Here is a 15600-nt window from a genome sequence, read left to right on the forward strand (position 1 = left end):
AAGTGCGAAAAGGAAAACCACTATATAAGCAATTGTACAATTGGTTTTAACTTTTTAAAACAGATAAAAACCTAACTTTTTTATGGCAATTCTTTATAAAAAAGAAATAAAATACTCTATATTGTATCAAATATTTTTATAGTTTATGTCTACAATACATAGAGGACTTACTCTTACTGTCACTATAAATGAGGACAAGCTGAGTAATGTCAATGCACTTTTATTTCAATTCCGAAACGACCTCAAAACCAACAGGGATCAATTCGAAAAGTCATTGCCCAGCACCTTCTTTATCAGTTGGCTGACCCTACCTTCTCAAATCTACGACGAAAAGGAGCAACTCCCTGCGAGAATTATTTTAATGACCAGTTACGTCGGGGACAAGCAAAACCATTTAAATGAATTGGTGAATTTTCTGGCACCCCAACTCAAGCAGGTTTTTGGAGAAAGTCATGAATTCCCTGAAAACTATGAGGGAAATGCTGACATGCTTCGTTTCCTAAATAAGAAAACCGTCGCCAATACCTTTTATAGTGGATTTAAATTTATAAGTACCACAGATGTAGCCAAGGAAAAAGAACTTAAATCAGCCGTTTGGGAACATGCCCAACAATTAAATACTTCCAAAGACGCCTCCCAGCTAACCCCTGCGAAGATAAAACGTGAGATTGAAGACTTTGTCGCTAATAATGCTGCACTCAATTGGGCGGTAGAAGAAATTCCTTTTGCTCGGAAAAACAAGATTCAAATGCTACTGCCACTTGTTCTTCTAGGGCTGGTCATGGCAAGCTCCATAATTTGTATTGTTCTCAGCTTTTTTATGGATTCTCTTTTTGTCAAAATCGTGGCCTGGATTTTTCCCTTGTTTGTAATCATCCTAGTAGGCTTAATGTTGATGCTACGTCAAAATGAGAAAAATCCTCATATCGCTAGTGAGGAATTATCAGATGATGAGATAAGGAAAATTGTAGCACTGGAAACACATCCTGTCCTCAATGAAATGACAGTTATCGCCCCACTAAAAAAAGGCTGGGTTAGAAGAGCTTTCTTATTTGTCAGCTTAAGATTAGTCAACTTCTTAACTTATTTTACTTATATACCTACTGTTCATACAGCACGGTGGTTACAGCTGGACAAGGGAAAACGCTTGGTTTTTATTGCTAACTTCGACAACCTCTCCGAAGCCTACGCACATGACTTTGTAGACAGTGAGAAGAGAACCAAAAACATGGCTGTCATTTTTAGCCATGCCTTTGGTTTCCCCGCTACCCGCTGGCTGATTCACAAGCAATACAATCACCGAAGCAAGTACATGAAAGGGGTCAGGGCCCACCAAAAAATTACACAGTTCTGGTACGCTCAAAACCAATATGAGAGTGTAGAAAATTTGAAACGAAACAGGGCTTTCCGGGAAGGGCTATTCAAGGAGATGGATGATGAAGCGATTAAAAAATGGCTATTAACGATTTGAAGCTATGGAATTGGAAAAAGAAGACATTCAAGGGCTAATGGTTCGTGGTCATGGAAACCTGACAAGTGCCAAGTTTCTTTTGTACAATTGTACGGATCCTGTTGGCTCCTGTGATTTTTTAAAAGAGATAACTCCTTTAATAACGCATGCTGATGAGAAACCGGAAGATGAGGCAATTCAAATTGCCTTCACCTATGAAGGACTTGCCTTCCTTAACCTTGAAACACCTGTATTAAACAGTTTTTGTAGGGAGTTCAAGGAAGGCATGTCTGCCGAACAAAGGAGGAGTGTATTGGGAGATATAGGCGAAAATGATCCAGGAAACTGGGATTGGGGCCTTGAAAGTGTACACTTCCTTTTGATGGTATATGCAAAGGACCAAGAGCAACTGGACAAAAGCCTGCTCAGGATAAAAGAGCAAACGGACCGTTGTGGCATTCAATTGATTCATACCCTTCCTACTGCTCTTTTACAGCATCAAAAAGAACATTTTGGTTTTAGAGATGATATTTCCAGACCTGTCATAAGAGAATTATTAGACAAGACACCTCCTGAGACCGCTACCACTTTTCCTGCGGGAGAATTCATCATGGGTTACAAAAACCTTTATGATGAATATGCCCCCGCCCCCTTTGTACCTAAAACCTTGGACAAGAAAGAATTATTGCCATTACATCCTGATTACCCTGAAAGAAAGGACTTGGGGAAAAATGGCAGTTACTTAATATTTCGACAAATGCGCCAAAATGTTCATGCCTTTTGGAATTACATGAAGGAACAAACAGACGAAAAAGCCGCTGCCATCAAACTAGCCAGTAAAATGGTTGGCAGGTGGCCAGACGGTTCTCCTTTGTCACTGTGTCCCATGCAACCTGATTCAGCCTTATCAGAATCCAATGATTTTGGCTTTTGGGATGATGATCAGGATGGGCTAAAATGCCCTATGGGTGCCCATATCAGAAGAACTAATCCCAGGGATCACCTGGTCACCGAAAGAAGTAAAATAGACTCTTCAGAAATGGCTGCTAAACACCAAATGTTGAGAAAAGGAAGACCTTATGGAAAGCCTGTGACTCCCGATCTGGATCCAAATGATATATTGGACGCGAGTGGGGATGAAGAAGAGCGGGGGCTGCATTTTATTTGCATGGTCACAGACATTCGGAGGCAGTTTGAATTTGTACAAAACAACTGGGTAAGCTTCCACAAATTTGGGGGATTGGAGAATGATGCAGATCCCATTATCGGCAATCATTACGATACGGGACAATTCAAAACAAATGAGTTTAGCGAGCCCAATTACCCTATAAGAAAAAAGTACAAGAACCTACCCAATTTTACCTTAATTAAAGGTGGAGCCTATTTCTTTTTCCCCGGTATTAAAGCTTTACAATACATCGCAGACCATGACTAAAGAACACAACCCCAAAGAGGAAAAGGAAATCCAGGATTTGATCCAAACGATGAAGGATTACCTGGACAAGGAATATGCTGACGGCAAGATTCTTAGGAATTTTCACCCTAAGATGCATGGTTTATTAAATGCCACCTTAACCATTCACAATAATTTACCAGAAGAATTAAGGCAAGGGCTGTTTAAAAACCCGGGTATTTACCAAACGTGGATAAGGCTCTCCAATGCTCCTCCAAAAGTTAAATCAGACAAGCCTGCTTCAGGGAGAGGTCTTGCTATAAAAGTTCTTGACGTTCCAGGAGAATTATTAGAAAGTGACCCTATAGGTTCTCCTACCCAAAATTTGCTTTTAACCACCAGTCCAATTTTATCTGCTTGGAATGTTTCATTGTACAAAAAAGCCATCAAAGCAGTATTGTTTGGCCTTTGGGAACAGGTAAAATTTGCGGTTAACCCCTCCCATTGGCGAAGCATATTCCTCACTTTTAAGTACAGCAAAAAGCATGAAAACCTGCTTTCGCTAACTTATTTTTCAGGTGGAGCTTTTGAATATGGCCCTGAATTGTTTGTCAAGTTTGTACTGACACCAAATGAACCAAATTTAGGCTATACTCTCAATCAAGCCAAAGGGGATAATTTTCTTAAATCACAATTGATCAAAGACTGCGAAGCTAAAGCCCATGCCTTTACTTTAAACATACAGTTACACAAAAATGACGAACTGCAACCCTTAGAGAATACATCTATTGCCTGGGAAGGCGAACTAATACCTGTAGCAACTTTGGATATTCCACAACAATCCTTTGACAATGCTGAGCGAATAAAAATGGGCGAGGCATTAGAATTTTCTCCTTGGATAGGATTAAAGGAACATACTCCTGTGGGAGGAATCAACCGTGCTAGGAGAAGGGTCTACAAAGAACTGGCGGCTTATCGTAAAAGTAAGGTATAGCAGATTACTTTATCCATAGCTAATTTCAGAATGACAAGTACACTGATTTTCAAATACTTGTAAATACAAATTTATTTTGGTATTTTAGTAAAACACCTCCTTTCAATTCGTGTATTAATGAAATTTTTATCGCCATATATTCTTTTTCCTGACTTCATCAATTTTCAACTATTTAATTAATAATATTTGATTCCAACGTCTGAGGCTATTTTTTCTTGGTGTCTTGGGTGTCCCGATCTTTATTTTGTAGCTTTATTTCATGTTTGTGAGGGCTAAAACAAATCGATCTGGTAGTGTGTCAGTTCAGGTTATAGATAAAAGTTCAGGAGTTTATAAGGTTGTAAAAACTATTGGAAGTTCTTCTGATGAGTTTGAGGTCGAAAAACTCAAAAAATTGGCCGATGAATTTATTATGAGTTTTCATGGGCAACAAACGCTTGCTTTTGGTCATCAAGATGATGATACTTTTTATCAGTCGGTTTACAATAGCATTCAGAAAGTTCAGATGCTTGGACCTGAGCTGGTTTTAGGGAGAATTTTTGACCAAATTGGGTTTAATGTTATACCCGAAGAGCTTTTCAGGCATTTGGTAATTTCTAGACTAATTTATCCCGTCAGCAAGCTTAAAACGATAGATTATCTTCAAAAATACAAGGGTATTACTATCTCTGTTAATGAGATTTATCGTTTCATGGACAGGTTCCATAAATCACATATGGAAGATGCAAAGAAGATCAGCTATACACATACAGTTGGTGTACTTGGCGGTCAATTCGGAATGATATTTTATGATGTAACCACGTTGTACTTTGAAGCTGCGGATGAAGATGACTTCAGGATATCTGGATTTAGCAAGGATGGCAAGCATAGTAATCCCCAGATTGTATTAGGGCTTTTGGTATCCCAAAATGGCTATCCGCTGGATTATGAAGCCTTTCAAGGGAATAGTTTTGAAGGTCATACCATGTTACCTGTAATCGAACGATTTAAAGCCAAATATAAGCTCGAAAAGCTAACTGTAATCGCTGATGCAGGTCTAATGTCGAACAGTAACATAAAACTTATAAGAGCAAAGAACTGTGAGTTTATATTAGGAGGAAGGATCAAAAATGAAACGGATACCCTCAAAAAGAAAATCTTAAGTCTAAAGCTTGAAGACAAGAAATATTCTGAATTAAAAAGACCAGATGGGCTTCGTTTAATTGTTCAATTTTCGTCATCTAGAGCATCAAAAGATGCCCACAACAGAGCAAAAGGAATGGAGAGACTCAAGAAAAAATTGGCTACAGGTAAACTATCCAAGAAACATATAAACAACAAAGGTTACAACAAATACCTCAAACTAGAGGGAGATGTGACGATTACTATAGATGAGCAAAAATACGAGAAAGATAGTGTCTGGGATGGGCTGAAGGGGTATGTGACCAATACAAGGCTTTCAGCAGACCAAGTGATGGATAGTTATAGGCAACTCTGGCAAGTAGAGCGCACCTTCAGAATAACTAAAACTGATCTGAAAATCAGACCAATATTCCATTATAAAAAAAGAAGGATTGAGGCTCACTTAAGCATTGCCTTTGCTTCCTGTAAGCTTTACAAAGAGTTTGAAAGACAATTAAAGGAAAAAGGAATAGCTCTTAGTGCAGAAAAAGCCCTGGAAATACTCAAAACAATTTTCGGGATTATCTTAAAACTCCCTTCAGGAAAGGAAAAAATAATGCTTTTAGATAAAACTATTGAACAACAGTCAATTTTAAAGCACTTTTCCTGACTTTGGGTGTCCCAATGATGAAGACAGGGGCGGCTTATCGTAAAAGTAAGGTATAGCAGATTACTTTATCCATAGCTAATTTCAGAATGACAAGTACACTGATTTTCAAATACTTGTAAATACAAATTTATTTTGGTATTTTAGTAAAACACCTCCTTTCAATTCGTGTATTAATGAAATTTTTATCGCCATATATTCTTTTTTGTGGCCTTAAATGAAAATTGAAACCCATTGAGAAATAGCCTGGCTATGAAAGCGACATGGATCTCCTTGATTTTTACTTTAATGCTCGCTTTTTCGACGGCTGCGCAAGTCCCTCCCACTCCTTCGACAATTAGTAATCCATCCAGTCTGGCCGATAGATCACTTAATGTGCTCCCCCCTAGTCAAAAGCTTCCGTTCAAGGAGGAGATAAAACAAATTCACGCACTCAAAGAAGCCTACGATTCACTAAATCAGCAGATCAAGAAATTAAAGACTACTCAAATGGACAGCGCCAGAAAGGACAGTCTGATAAATGCCGTAAAAACGCGAGGTCAAAAGGTGCTAGAACAAGAAAAGGAGATGCTTCAAAACTTAATTTCCAGCGAAAACCTTACCAGCGATAAATTAAAAAACAATGCCAATTACCTTTTGAAGCAGGTCGAGTTATCCAAGGAAGCCTTGCAAAAAGCGGATAAAATTCCCGATGTAGAGGAGATTATCGTACAAAATGAGGAAAATCTAAAAGCGCTGAGCAATGAATGGCTTATGCCTGAAATCGAACAACAACTGAGCGGGAGATTAGACAGTAATATTGACCCAAGAAATGTAGATTTTGTGGATTTTTATGGGAAAGGAGCAATGAAAGAACTAGGCCGAGAGAATGTGGAAGGCTATCTATCTATGGCTCAAGCCAAGTCTGTGGCCAAAGAAAAGACAAAGGATATCTCTAACGAGTACTTGCAAAACATCGGCAATAACTACAGCAAAATAAACCTTGATTCCCTAGGGAATATAAAAGTTACGCCACCAAATACTGCTGCTGAGAAATTTAGCCTTAAGGAGCCTAATACCCTGAAAAAAGCAAAAGTTTTGGATAGAATGGGTTTGTACCTTTGGTATGATCCCCTCACTTCATTTGGAGAAGGGGTATTTGGAGATTTTGGGATTAAATACAGCATTAGCAGTCAGTGGCACACCTTTGCTGGATTATTAATCAAACGTCAATTTAAAAATCAATTGGCGCCATCAAGTACAGGTGAAGGAATAAAAGGAGGATTGCGCTTTGGCCTGGGCAATTGGATACTTCAGGGAGAGTTGGCTAGAAGCAATATAAATTTAGCTTATGCACCGGGTTATGAAAGCAAAAATTTTGATGGAACCATCTGGACATCAGGAATAGGGGTAGGTAGAACCATTCCAATGGGGAAAAAACTTCAATCAGTAGTTTTATTAACCTGGGATCCCCTATTTAAAGAAAATCGCAGCCTATCAAGCTCCAAGTTTCAATTTAGAATTGGCTTTGAGTTAAGGCAACTGAAAAAAATCACCCAAGAAATTCCCAAAAATCTAATCCCCTCAAATCCCCGCACAAACGCTACTTCCAAAATGCTGGATTGACCAATTGTTCAAGTCCTTCAGACTTGGGGTAGTAATTCCTACCTAACTTATCAAACAAATACCAGAAATGTCAGGAACAAATTTATTTGAAGACGTGATCGAAAGAAGCCTGGTGGTACAACACGCCTAGTGAGTATGTGAGCGTAAATATATTTTTCACATCAAGGTTCAACCCCATTCAGGGTTGCGGTGAAGGTGTGTAATGACTTTTCCGTGAGTAAAAATCACGGCTATTATTGTTCAAGTCCTTCAGACTTGGGGTAGTAATTCCTACCTAACTTATCAAACAAATACCAGAAATGTCAGGAACAAATTTATTTGAAGACGTGATCGAAAGAAGCCTGGTGGTACAACACGCCTAGTGAGTATGTGAGCGTAAATATATTTTTCACATCAAGGTTCAACCCCATTCAGGGTTGCGGTGAAGGTGTGTAATGACTTTTCCGTGAGTAAAAATCACGGCTATTATTGTTCAAGTCCTTCAGACTTGGGGTAGTAATTCCTACCTAACTTATCAAACAAATACCAGAAATGTCAGGAACAAATTTATTTGAAAATGTGATCGAAAGAAGCCTGAAGGGCTTCAACAACAATAACCACGGGTGAAAACCCGTGGACTGCCAACTCCACATCTATTTCTCAACCCCGATAGTGGGTTGAACAGAACTTCTCAACACAAGAGTTATTCAATTATAGATCTGGGTAGTTACATATTAAATCTACTTCGAAGTCGCTACAACCCGCAAATTCATCAAAATTAAACACTTATTTGCAATCCAAATTAAGAATCCTGTATACGTGACAAAAAAGCATTTTTAAACGTTTCACCGCCAAAATAGGCTTGTTGCACTTCCCAATCCTTAAACCGTGGAAAGGCTTTCTCCACCCGCTCTCTATACCAAGGCTCCACAGAAAGCCCCCAATGAGGAATGGCTCCAAAATCCAGCAATTCTCTCTCCAATCGCTTGAATAAAGGCAAGCTACCAGTCACTCCCTTTACGCTTACCAACTCGATCATACAAGTGTCGTGCTGGTTCATCATGGACAAATGGGCATCACATTGTTTGACAAATCGCAATGAAAATGGTGCTGCCAACAAGTGTTGGTATTCTTGGGCTTCTTCACAGACTTTAATGATTAGGTCTACCGCATCGAAAACCTTTTCCAATGGAAAGCCAAATTCAACTGCATAACCATAAAATTTTAGTTCTCCCAATCCCTGATCCAACACAAAACGAGACTCATCCTCAAAGCCTCCTCCCTCATCTCCACGATGGTCTATAAGTCTGTGAATGGAATTGTTGGTCATTGCTGGGATGGCTTGATGATTTTTATTAAACACCCAAGGAGACAAGCGTCCAGAGATCGCTATTCCGGAAATAAAGGAGGAAATATAATTCCTTTCTCTCCCCGCCTGTGCCCTATTTGGCTTTTCACTGTAATCCCTCGTAGTCACCAGACATTTCCTTTGTTTACCATCTTCAGTGGCGGCAGTCATGTCCCTATAAGGATTGATCAATACTTCAAAATGTCGGTGGGCATTAATGAAAGAATGCACATCCTCTTTCTGCATCTCAGCTTTAAGTTCTTCCCAATTATAATTGATCCTTTCCTCAAAAAGCCTGTAATTGGGTTGCGCTTCTAAAATCATAGAAAACACAATCCCCACGGAACCGATTCCTACCATTACGGCATTGAATTTCTCATCGTCTTGAATCAATTCAATACCGTATTTTTTGACTTTTTCGTCCTTTTTAAATTCAACAGGATTAGTTATTCCATCGCTAGGTTCAACTCTGAAAATCTTACCCCCTTTACCTACTATGGTCATTGATTTAGCAAAAGCTGAAACAGGACCAATTCCAATTCCAGAACCATGAGTTGATGTAGAAATAGCCCCTGTAATGGACTGGATACTTGAGCCCCCCTGATTGATCAAGGCCAATTTATGATAAGTCAAGGCTTGAATCAAATGCCTGATTTTTGTTCCTCCCCCCGTTTCAAAGAGGTAATGCTTTTCCATTGTTTTTTCATTGCCAAAATTCACTTCTACATCAAAGCCATCCTTGTAATCCAATTTTATCCACTCTTTAGCAGGCCGCTGGGTCATGTTCATGTTTTGAGTGCAAACCAAAAAGTCCTCACATTGTGCCACTGCGGTCAAGGCATGCCCAGAACCAACTGCACGCACTTTTCTGTTTTCTTTTTCAGCATTTTTCACCATTTCACTCACCTCCATCAAGCCTTTATAATCGTACCAATTGCAGGATTCATTTTCAGGTGAAAATTTCTCAAACTCCCCTTTTCCAGGTACAAAAAATTGCAAGGGCTCAGAAAAATGATTGCCATACCAATTGCTCCATTGCCGCCTGAGAGGTTTTTCCCGCTCAAAAAAATCATCTCTTGTCAGATCCTTGTCCAGAGATAAAATCACACATTCATGGGCTGCCATTTTTTTATTCAATTGGCCCTCAATAAGCCTTCGAATAAACCTAGGTGTAACCATGAAATTGATTACGTTAACCCAACGGTTTCTTTTTGTTCTGGAACAATGATGGGTAAGGGTATCGTCCAATACTTCAATATGTGCTGGTACATTCTTTCGGTTAAAAACCACTTGAACCAATAAGCCAAAAAGCACCCAAGACACTACTGTATTACCTTTCTTCCAGGTAATAAATTTCGTTAATGCGGACATGTATCTAATCTTCTATTTTAAAAACCATTAAACAACTACCTAATTTATCGAAAATATTAAAAACACACATGGTTTTCCCTTCATTAATTTCAATTTATTAACAGTCTAAACGGTCTCTTAACAATGACTGCTTGCTTTATATTGGTTATTCAATATCTTTGTGCCCATATACTATGCACGGGGTGCTTGACTATTGTCGGGCTGAGAAAATACCCGAAACCTGATTTGGATAATGCCAACGTAGGGATGCAAGCCAGATTTCCTTTTGTAATTTGAAGCTACATTCCACTGGTTTTTTCCGGTCGAATGTTTTTTTTATAAACGAATTTCAAAATGGAAATAGAAAAGCAAAAAATGGGGCTGATCCCACAGCAACAGAGAAACTGGCAAAACAGACCCGAATGGTTTTTCAACCGAGACCATACAGACACCTATGAACTTTGGTATGAAGGCCGTTATAAAAGAGCTGAGGTCTGGCAGAAAAAAATAATGGAACAGTTGGTAACCAAAGACAAAAGGGTGAAAACCTTATTGGAATTTGGTTGTGGCACGACCAGGTTCACTCGGTGGTGGAAAGAGATCGGTATAGAGTCTACTGGTGGAGACATTTCTCCTTTGATGTTATCTCAAGCCATCCACCTGTTTGATGGTGATTTGGTGATGGCAGATTCTCATCACATGCCCTTCAAAGACAATACTTTTGATTCCCTCGCCTTTATCACCACTTTTGAATATTATAAAGATCCGATGAAAGTGATCCGAGAAGCGGCAAGAGTTGGTAAATACGGCATTGCAATGGGAATGATGAACAGAAATTCACCCAAAGTACTTCGCCGCAGGGTGCAACAACTTTTTGGTAAGAATCCATTTTATGTCACTGCCACCTTTTACACCCCAAAGCACCTGATAAAAATTATAGAAGAAGCATTGGAAGGGAGAGATTATACCATAAGCTGGTCTTGTACTGGTCTTCCTAAATGGTTTCCAGTACAGCAGTGGAACATGCCCTACGGAGATTTCTTTGGGCTGTATGTGCAGTTTAACGACGTTAAATAGATGAGCGAAAAAGTCGGAAAGATTGATGAAAGATTATTGGGTGATTTTATTACCTCCCATTGTGGGAGACCCAATAAAAATATAAGCGTAGGCCCTGGTTTTGGCATTGATGTGTCCATTGTTGAATTACCGGGAGGCCAGTCCATGGCCCTCACCAGTGACCCTCTTTCCTTAATTCCAACGTTAGGCTTGCAGGAATCTGCATGGTTATCTGTTCATTTAATGGCCAATGACATGGCTACCACAGGCTTTGCGCCACAGTATGGACAATTTGTTTTGAACTTGCCGGCAACTTTGAGTCAGTCTGATTTTAAAATTTATTGGCAATATATCCATGAGTATTGTGCTGCAATAGGCGTTGCCATCACCGGAGGCCATACTGGTTTTGTAGAAGGGCAGAATTCTACCATTGCTGGAGGAGGCACTTTTATTTGTATCGCTCCTAAAGAGCAATTGCTGGCAACCCCTAAAGCTCAGGTTGGCGATAGTATTCTGATAACCAAGGGAGCGGCTATTTCTTCAGCTGCAATATTGGCCATGAGTTTTCCAAAAATGGTGACCAATAAACTGGGCAAAGCCGTATTTCAAGAAGCTGAAGCTTCCTTTCAACAGACAAGTTCTATAAAAGATGCCCTCATCGCTACAGGAAATCCTGAGGAAAAGAATGTGACTGCCATGCATGATGTCACCGAAGGAGGTGTGTTGGGAGCCATTTATGAACTGGCCACTGCAGCCAATTGTGGGGCTGAAATCAATGAGGATTTGATTCCCGTAGGAGAAGTTCAGGCAGCGGTTTGTCAGCTTTTCTCTTTAGATCCAAATCATTGCATTGGGGCAGGTGCCATGCTCATCACTTGCAAAAAAGAGCAGGTAATAAAAATAAAGCACAGGTTGGCCAATGAAAATATTGACTGTACTGAAATAGGGCGGTTAACGGCAGCTGATAAGGGGATTTTAATTGATAAAGCCGGCATTAAAACGCCCATGATTTATCAGTCGACAGACCCCTACTGGGAAGCTTTTTTTGGAGCATATAAAAAAGGTTGGCAATGAAAAAACTAAATATTCAAAGTGGACAAGGCATTTATCTGGTCATTGACCCATCGGACAAACCAGAAGAAATATTGTTCCCTACCCTTGAAAAGCTGTTTGATTTCCCTCTTGCTGCTGTGCAAATTTGGGATCATTTCGGAGAAGACCAGGATGCAGTAGCATTTACAAGTAAGGTGGTGGAATTGGCCGCTGCTTATACCTTTCCAATTTTGGTAAACAATAGATGGGATTTACTTAATGTAGAAGGGGTAGACGGCATTCATTTGGACAGCATCCCTTCGAATTTATCCTCCATTAATGCGTTTTTGAACAAAAAACACATGGTAGGATTGACGGTCAATAATGACCTGGAATTGATCCGACAGGCGGATCAATTGGGCTTTGATTACGTATCCTTTTGCTCTGTTTATCCTACCTCCACTACTCAGCATTGTGATTTAGTTAGCTTTGATTCCATAAAACAAGCAGGAAAAATCACTAATATGCCAATATTCTTGGCGGGAGGAATTAAAACAAAACACCTTGGTGAGCTAAATGCACTTCCTCATTCAGGTATAGCTTTAATTTCAGGAGTAATGCAAAATCAAGACCCCGTCAGCGCCTTACAAAATTATTTTAATTCATTACAATCAAATTAACGATGAGATTATCTACCATTGATAAATTATGTTGCCCATTCGATAAATCTGATCTGGAGTTGACCAGTATAACAAAAGATACAGATAAGCGTGTGCTGGAAGGCTGGCTCCACTGCAAATCATGCAAAAGGATCTATCCTATTGTAAAAGGTCTACCCATTATGAATCCCGATGAATACAGAGAGGTAGATTTGGAAAAACCATTGCTGGAAAAATGGAGCAAGCACCTTGAAGGGAAAACGGTTAACAATTTCCGATTGATCGAAGCCGAAAAAGATATTTAACCCTAAATAATATTACCCAGGTTGTGCAATGGCCATTTCATTGCACAACCTGGTTTTATAAGTTTAATTATTTCCTACTAATTACAACAATTCCCACCTTCTCGAGTTCTTTATTATTCAGGTGCTCGTTTCGAATCCCTTCATCGCCACTACTTCTCAAAAAAATCCCTTTGACAAGGTTACCGCTTAAGCATTTCAATAGTCGCAATGTTGGTACATGGACTCTTAAAAACTTTATCGTTTATTGTAACTTAATTTTTATATTGAAGGGCAGAAAAACTCCTGGCTAAATATTATATGCGATTAAAAAGACCTAGAATTCGGCGGAAAATTTTATTTACTTTAGAAAGGCAGTTGGTAAAAGGTGCTCAGTACCAGCTTTTGGTAGTTGCAGCATTAATAGGCATGATTTCCATTTTCGGGGGATTACTAGTGATACCTACTGACAGCCCTTCTCAATCCTTGGGTGAAGCAGTTTGGTGGGCATTCCTTAGGCTTACTGACCCTGGTTACTTAGGTGATGACCAAGGCAATTGGCGCCGCTTTATCTCCACCCTTCTTACCATAGCAGGTTATGTGATCTTTTTGGGTTCTTTGGTAGCCATCATAACCACCTGGATGAACAGGAAAATTCGACATTTAGAACAAGGCCTTACCCCAGTAACTGCCAACAATCATTTAGTTATCCTGGGTTGGTCCAATAGAACGATTCACATTGCTGCGGAAATCTTCCAGTCAGCAGGAAGATTGAAAAGATTGTTCGAAAAATTTAACATCAAGAAATTACAACTGATTATCCTATCTGAAGAAGTTAGTCCCTTTCAGATGCAGGAGCTAAAGGACAATCCCATGATCGGACGCCGTGCTCACGAAGTAATTTTGCGCACTGGTGTCTCTATTGACAGAGAGCATTTGCGAAGGGTGGACGCCCTAAATGCCGCGGTCATTATAATTCCAAGTTTAGCCTATGACCGCAAAGAACTGATCAACCCAGATGTTGAAACCATTAAGTGCCTGCTGTCTCTGAATGCTGAAGCCAGGCAGTTTAACTTCACTACCCTGCCTTATGTTATCGCCGAGATCCAAGATGATCACAAGATAAATGCTGCTTACAGATCCTATAGCGGACCATTGGAAATTATTGGAAGCAATGCAATCATTAGCCGCCTGATGGCACAAAACATCCGTCATCCAGGGCTTTCACAAGTATATAACGAGCTGCTGTCCCAGTTGTCTAAAAACAATATTTTTACCCGGGAATTCCCAGAAACCATAAATCACCCTTTAAATACTGTCAAAAAAGCATTCACTAAGGCGATCGTTTTAGGCATCGTCAGAGAGGAAAATGCTGTTTTCATTCCTTATTTAAATATTGATGGCAATGAAATTATAAAAGAGAAAGACCAGTTGATCCTGATAGCCAGAAATTTTTCAGACCTGGAATTGGAAAAGGACTCGATTGAGAAAGTAGGAACCCAACTCCCTAAGAAAAAAGCCTTGTCTGTAGAGGAACAGACGGGAATAATTAGAATTTTGGTATTGGGCTGGAATGAACATGTGCCTTCCTTAATTAAAGAATTGACCACTTATGAGGATGAATCCTACTATATAAGGATCGTCTCATTAAAGCCACTTCAAGACAGGAAAAAGGATTTTGGGATTGTAAGTGAAGTACATAAGAGAATAGTAATCGATCATATTGTTGCAGATTATTTGAGAGAGTCCGTCATAAAGAAGGTTGAAGCGGAAACCTTTGACCATATTTTAATGGTAAGTAGTGACAGGATGGAGGAAGAGGAAGAGGCTGATGCAAGAACCATGGTAGGCTTTGTTTTGCTTGAGGAGGTTTTGGAAAAATCCATTAAAAACCCTTCTATTTTATTGGAATTGGCTGACCCTAGCAATGAATCACTGTTGAAATCTTTCCAAAGCGAAGTAATCATCAGTCCGTTGATTTTAAGTCATCTATTGGCAAGTATTGCCATGCAAAGAGAGCTGTATAGCATATACAATGAACTGTTTACGGTGGGAGGCCCTGAAATAATCTTTAGGAGCATTGAAGAGTACGAAATAAATGTGGACACAGCGACTTTTTCAGAATTAGAAGAACAGGCTTCGGCTTATGGCGAAACTGCACTTGGCGTATTTATGCAAGGTGACAAAGGAAAACGTCTCGTTTTAAACCCTCCAAAAGAGGTTACAATAAACTTGTCTGCCATTGACAGCCTTGTAATCCTAACGACTGTTTATTAAGCTAGAATCGGCAGTAGTCTTTTTATAGGGCCTAAATGCTATTGCAATACTCCATATAATTCTCCATCTCTTTCTCCATTGATTTAAATTCCGTGTACGTCAATCTTTCAATTACCTAAAACTCCAGAGGAGTGATATTTCTGTAGCTAGGGTTGCAAACCCCTAGCACAAATAACATATACAGCTCGATTTTGGCGGTATTGTTGCTCTTTTTTCTGCAACAATGCTGACAAAATCTCGAGACAAGTAAGTTACCCTACCTTACTGTTGCCAAAATTTTAGACTTGTTTCTAACTCTTTATATACTTAGCGTAATCAAAGTAAAATTGGACAGTTTATATTTTTACAGGTATTAATTAACCCCTGGATATGATTTAAAGGCTTAAGCTTCTGGTTTACCTTATCTCT

At 39.4% G+C, this 15600-nt stretch carries 11 protein-coding genes and 1 riboswitch; of the genes, 10 read left to right on the forward strand and 1 reads right to left on the reverse strand.

Annotated elements, in window-relative coordinates; translation table 11 throughout:
• The first annotated feature begins 145 nt into the window (after positions 1-145).
• From AAC073_RS16725 to AAC073_RS16745, 5 genes are all read left to right on the forward strand, one after another.
• Positions 146-1471, forward strand: coding sequence for a peroxidase (locus AAC073_RS16725; protein WP_339924943.1), 1326 nt, complete (start codon positions 146-148; stop codon positions 1469-1471).
• Between the two features lie 4 nt (positions 1472-1475).
• Positions 1476-2885 carry a peroxidase gene (locus AAC073_RS16730; RefSeq protein WP_339924944.1) on the forward strand — a complete coding sequence of 470 codons (1410 nt, stop codon included), beginning with the start codon at positions 1476-1478 and terminating at the stop codon, positions 2883-2885.
• On the forward strand, positions 2878-3837 hold the full coding sequence (locus AAC073_RS16735) for a catalase (protein ID WP_339924945.1): 960 nt from the start codon (positions 2878-2880) through the stop codon (positions 3835-3837). Before AAC073_RS16730 ends, AAC073_RS16735 begins: the two co-directional genes overlap by 8 nt.
• Positions 3838-4132: 295 nt before the next feature.
• Entirely contained in the window at positions 4133-5608 is a 1476-nt protein-coding gene (locus AAC073_RS16740) for an IS1634 family transposase (protein WP_339924946.1), read from the forward strand.
• 249 nt (positions 5609-5857) lie between these two features.
• Positions 5858-7210 carry a hypothetical protein gene (locus tag AAC073_RS16745; RefSeq protein ID WP_339924947.1) on the forward strand — a complete coding sequence of 451 codons (1353 nt, stop codon included), beginning with the start codon at positions 5858-5860 and terminating at the stop codon, positions 7208-7210.
• Between the two features lie 781 nt (positions 7211-7991).
• Here the strand turns inward: AAC073_RS16745 and AAC073_RS16750 are convergent.
• Positions 7992-9908 (reverse strand): D-arabinono-1,4-lactone oxidase, encoded by a 1917-nt coding sequence (locus AAC073_RS16750; protein WP_339924948.1) that lies wholly within the window; start codon positions 9906-9908, stop codon positions 7992-7994.
• 168 nt (positions 9909-10076) lie between these two features.
• A riboswitch (TPP riboswitch) is annotated at positions 10077-10172 on the forward strand.
• Between the two features lie 69 nt (positions 10173-10241).
• Between AAC073_RS16750 and AAC073_RS16755 the strand changes: the two genes are divergently transcribed.
• From AAC073_RS16755 to AAC073_RS16775, 5 genes are all read left to right on the forward strand, one after another.
• On the forward strand, positions 10242-10964 hold the full coding sequence (locus AAC073_RS16755; RefSeq protein WP_339924949.1) for a class I SAM-dependent methyltransferase: 723 nt from the start codon (positions 10242-10244) through the stop codon (positions 10962-10964).
• Entirely contained in the window at positions 10965-12017 is a 1053-nt protein-coding gene (locus AAC073_RS16760) for an AIR synthase-related protein (protein WP_339924950.1), read from the forward strand.
• Positions 12014-12655, forward strand: coding sequence for a thiamine phosphate synthase (locus AAC073_RS16765; protein WP_339924951.1), 642 nt, complete (start codon positions 12014-12016; stop codon positions 12653-12655). Before AAC073_RS16760 ends, AAC073_RS16765 begins: the two co-directional genes overlap by 4 nt.
• 2 nt (positions 12656-12657) lie before the next feature.
• Positions 12658-12939 carry a Trm112 family protein gene (locus AAC073_RS16770; RefSeq protein ID WP_339924952.1) on the forward strand — a complete coding sequence of 94 codons (282 nt, stop codon included), beginning with the start codon at positions 12658-12660 and terminating at the stop codon, positions 12937-12939.
• A 297-nt stretch (positions 12940-13236) separates the two neighbouring features.
• A complete protein-coding gene (locus AAC073_RS16775) occupies positions 13237-15192 on the forward strand; it encodes a hypothetical protein (RefSeq protein WP_339924953.1) in 1956 nt (651 codons plus the stop codon).
• Positions 15193-15600 lie beyond the last annotated feature (408 nt).

The sequence above is a fragment of the uncultured Cyclobacterium sp. genome (assembly GCF_963977555.1).
In the GTDB taxonomy this organism is placed as follows: Bacteria; Bacteroidota; Bacteroidia; order Cytophagales; family Cyclobacteriaceae; genus Cyclobacterium.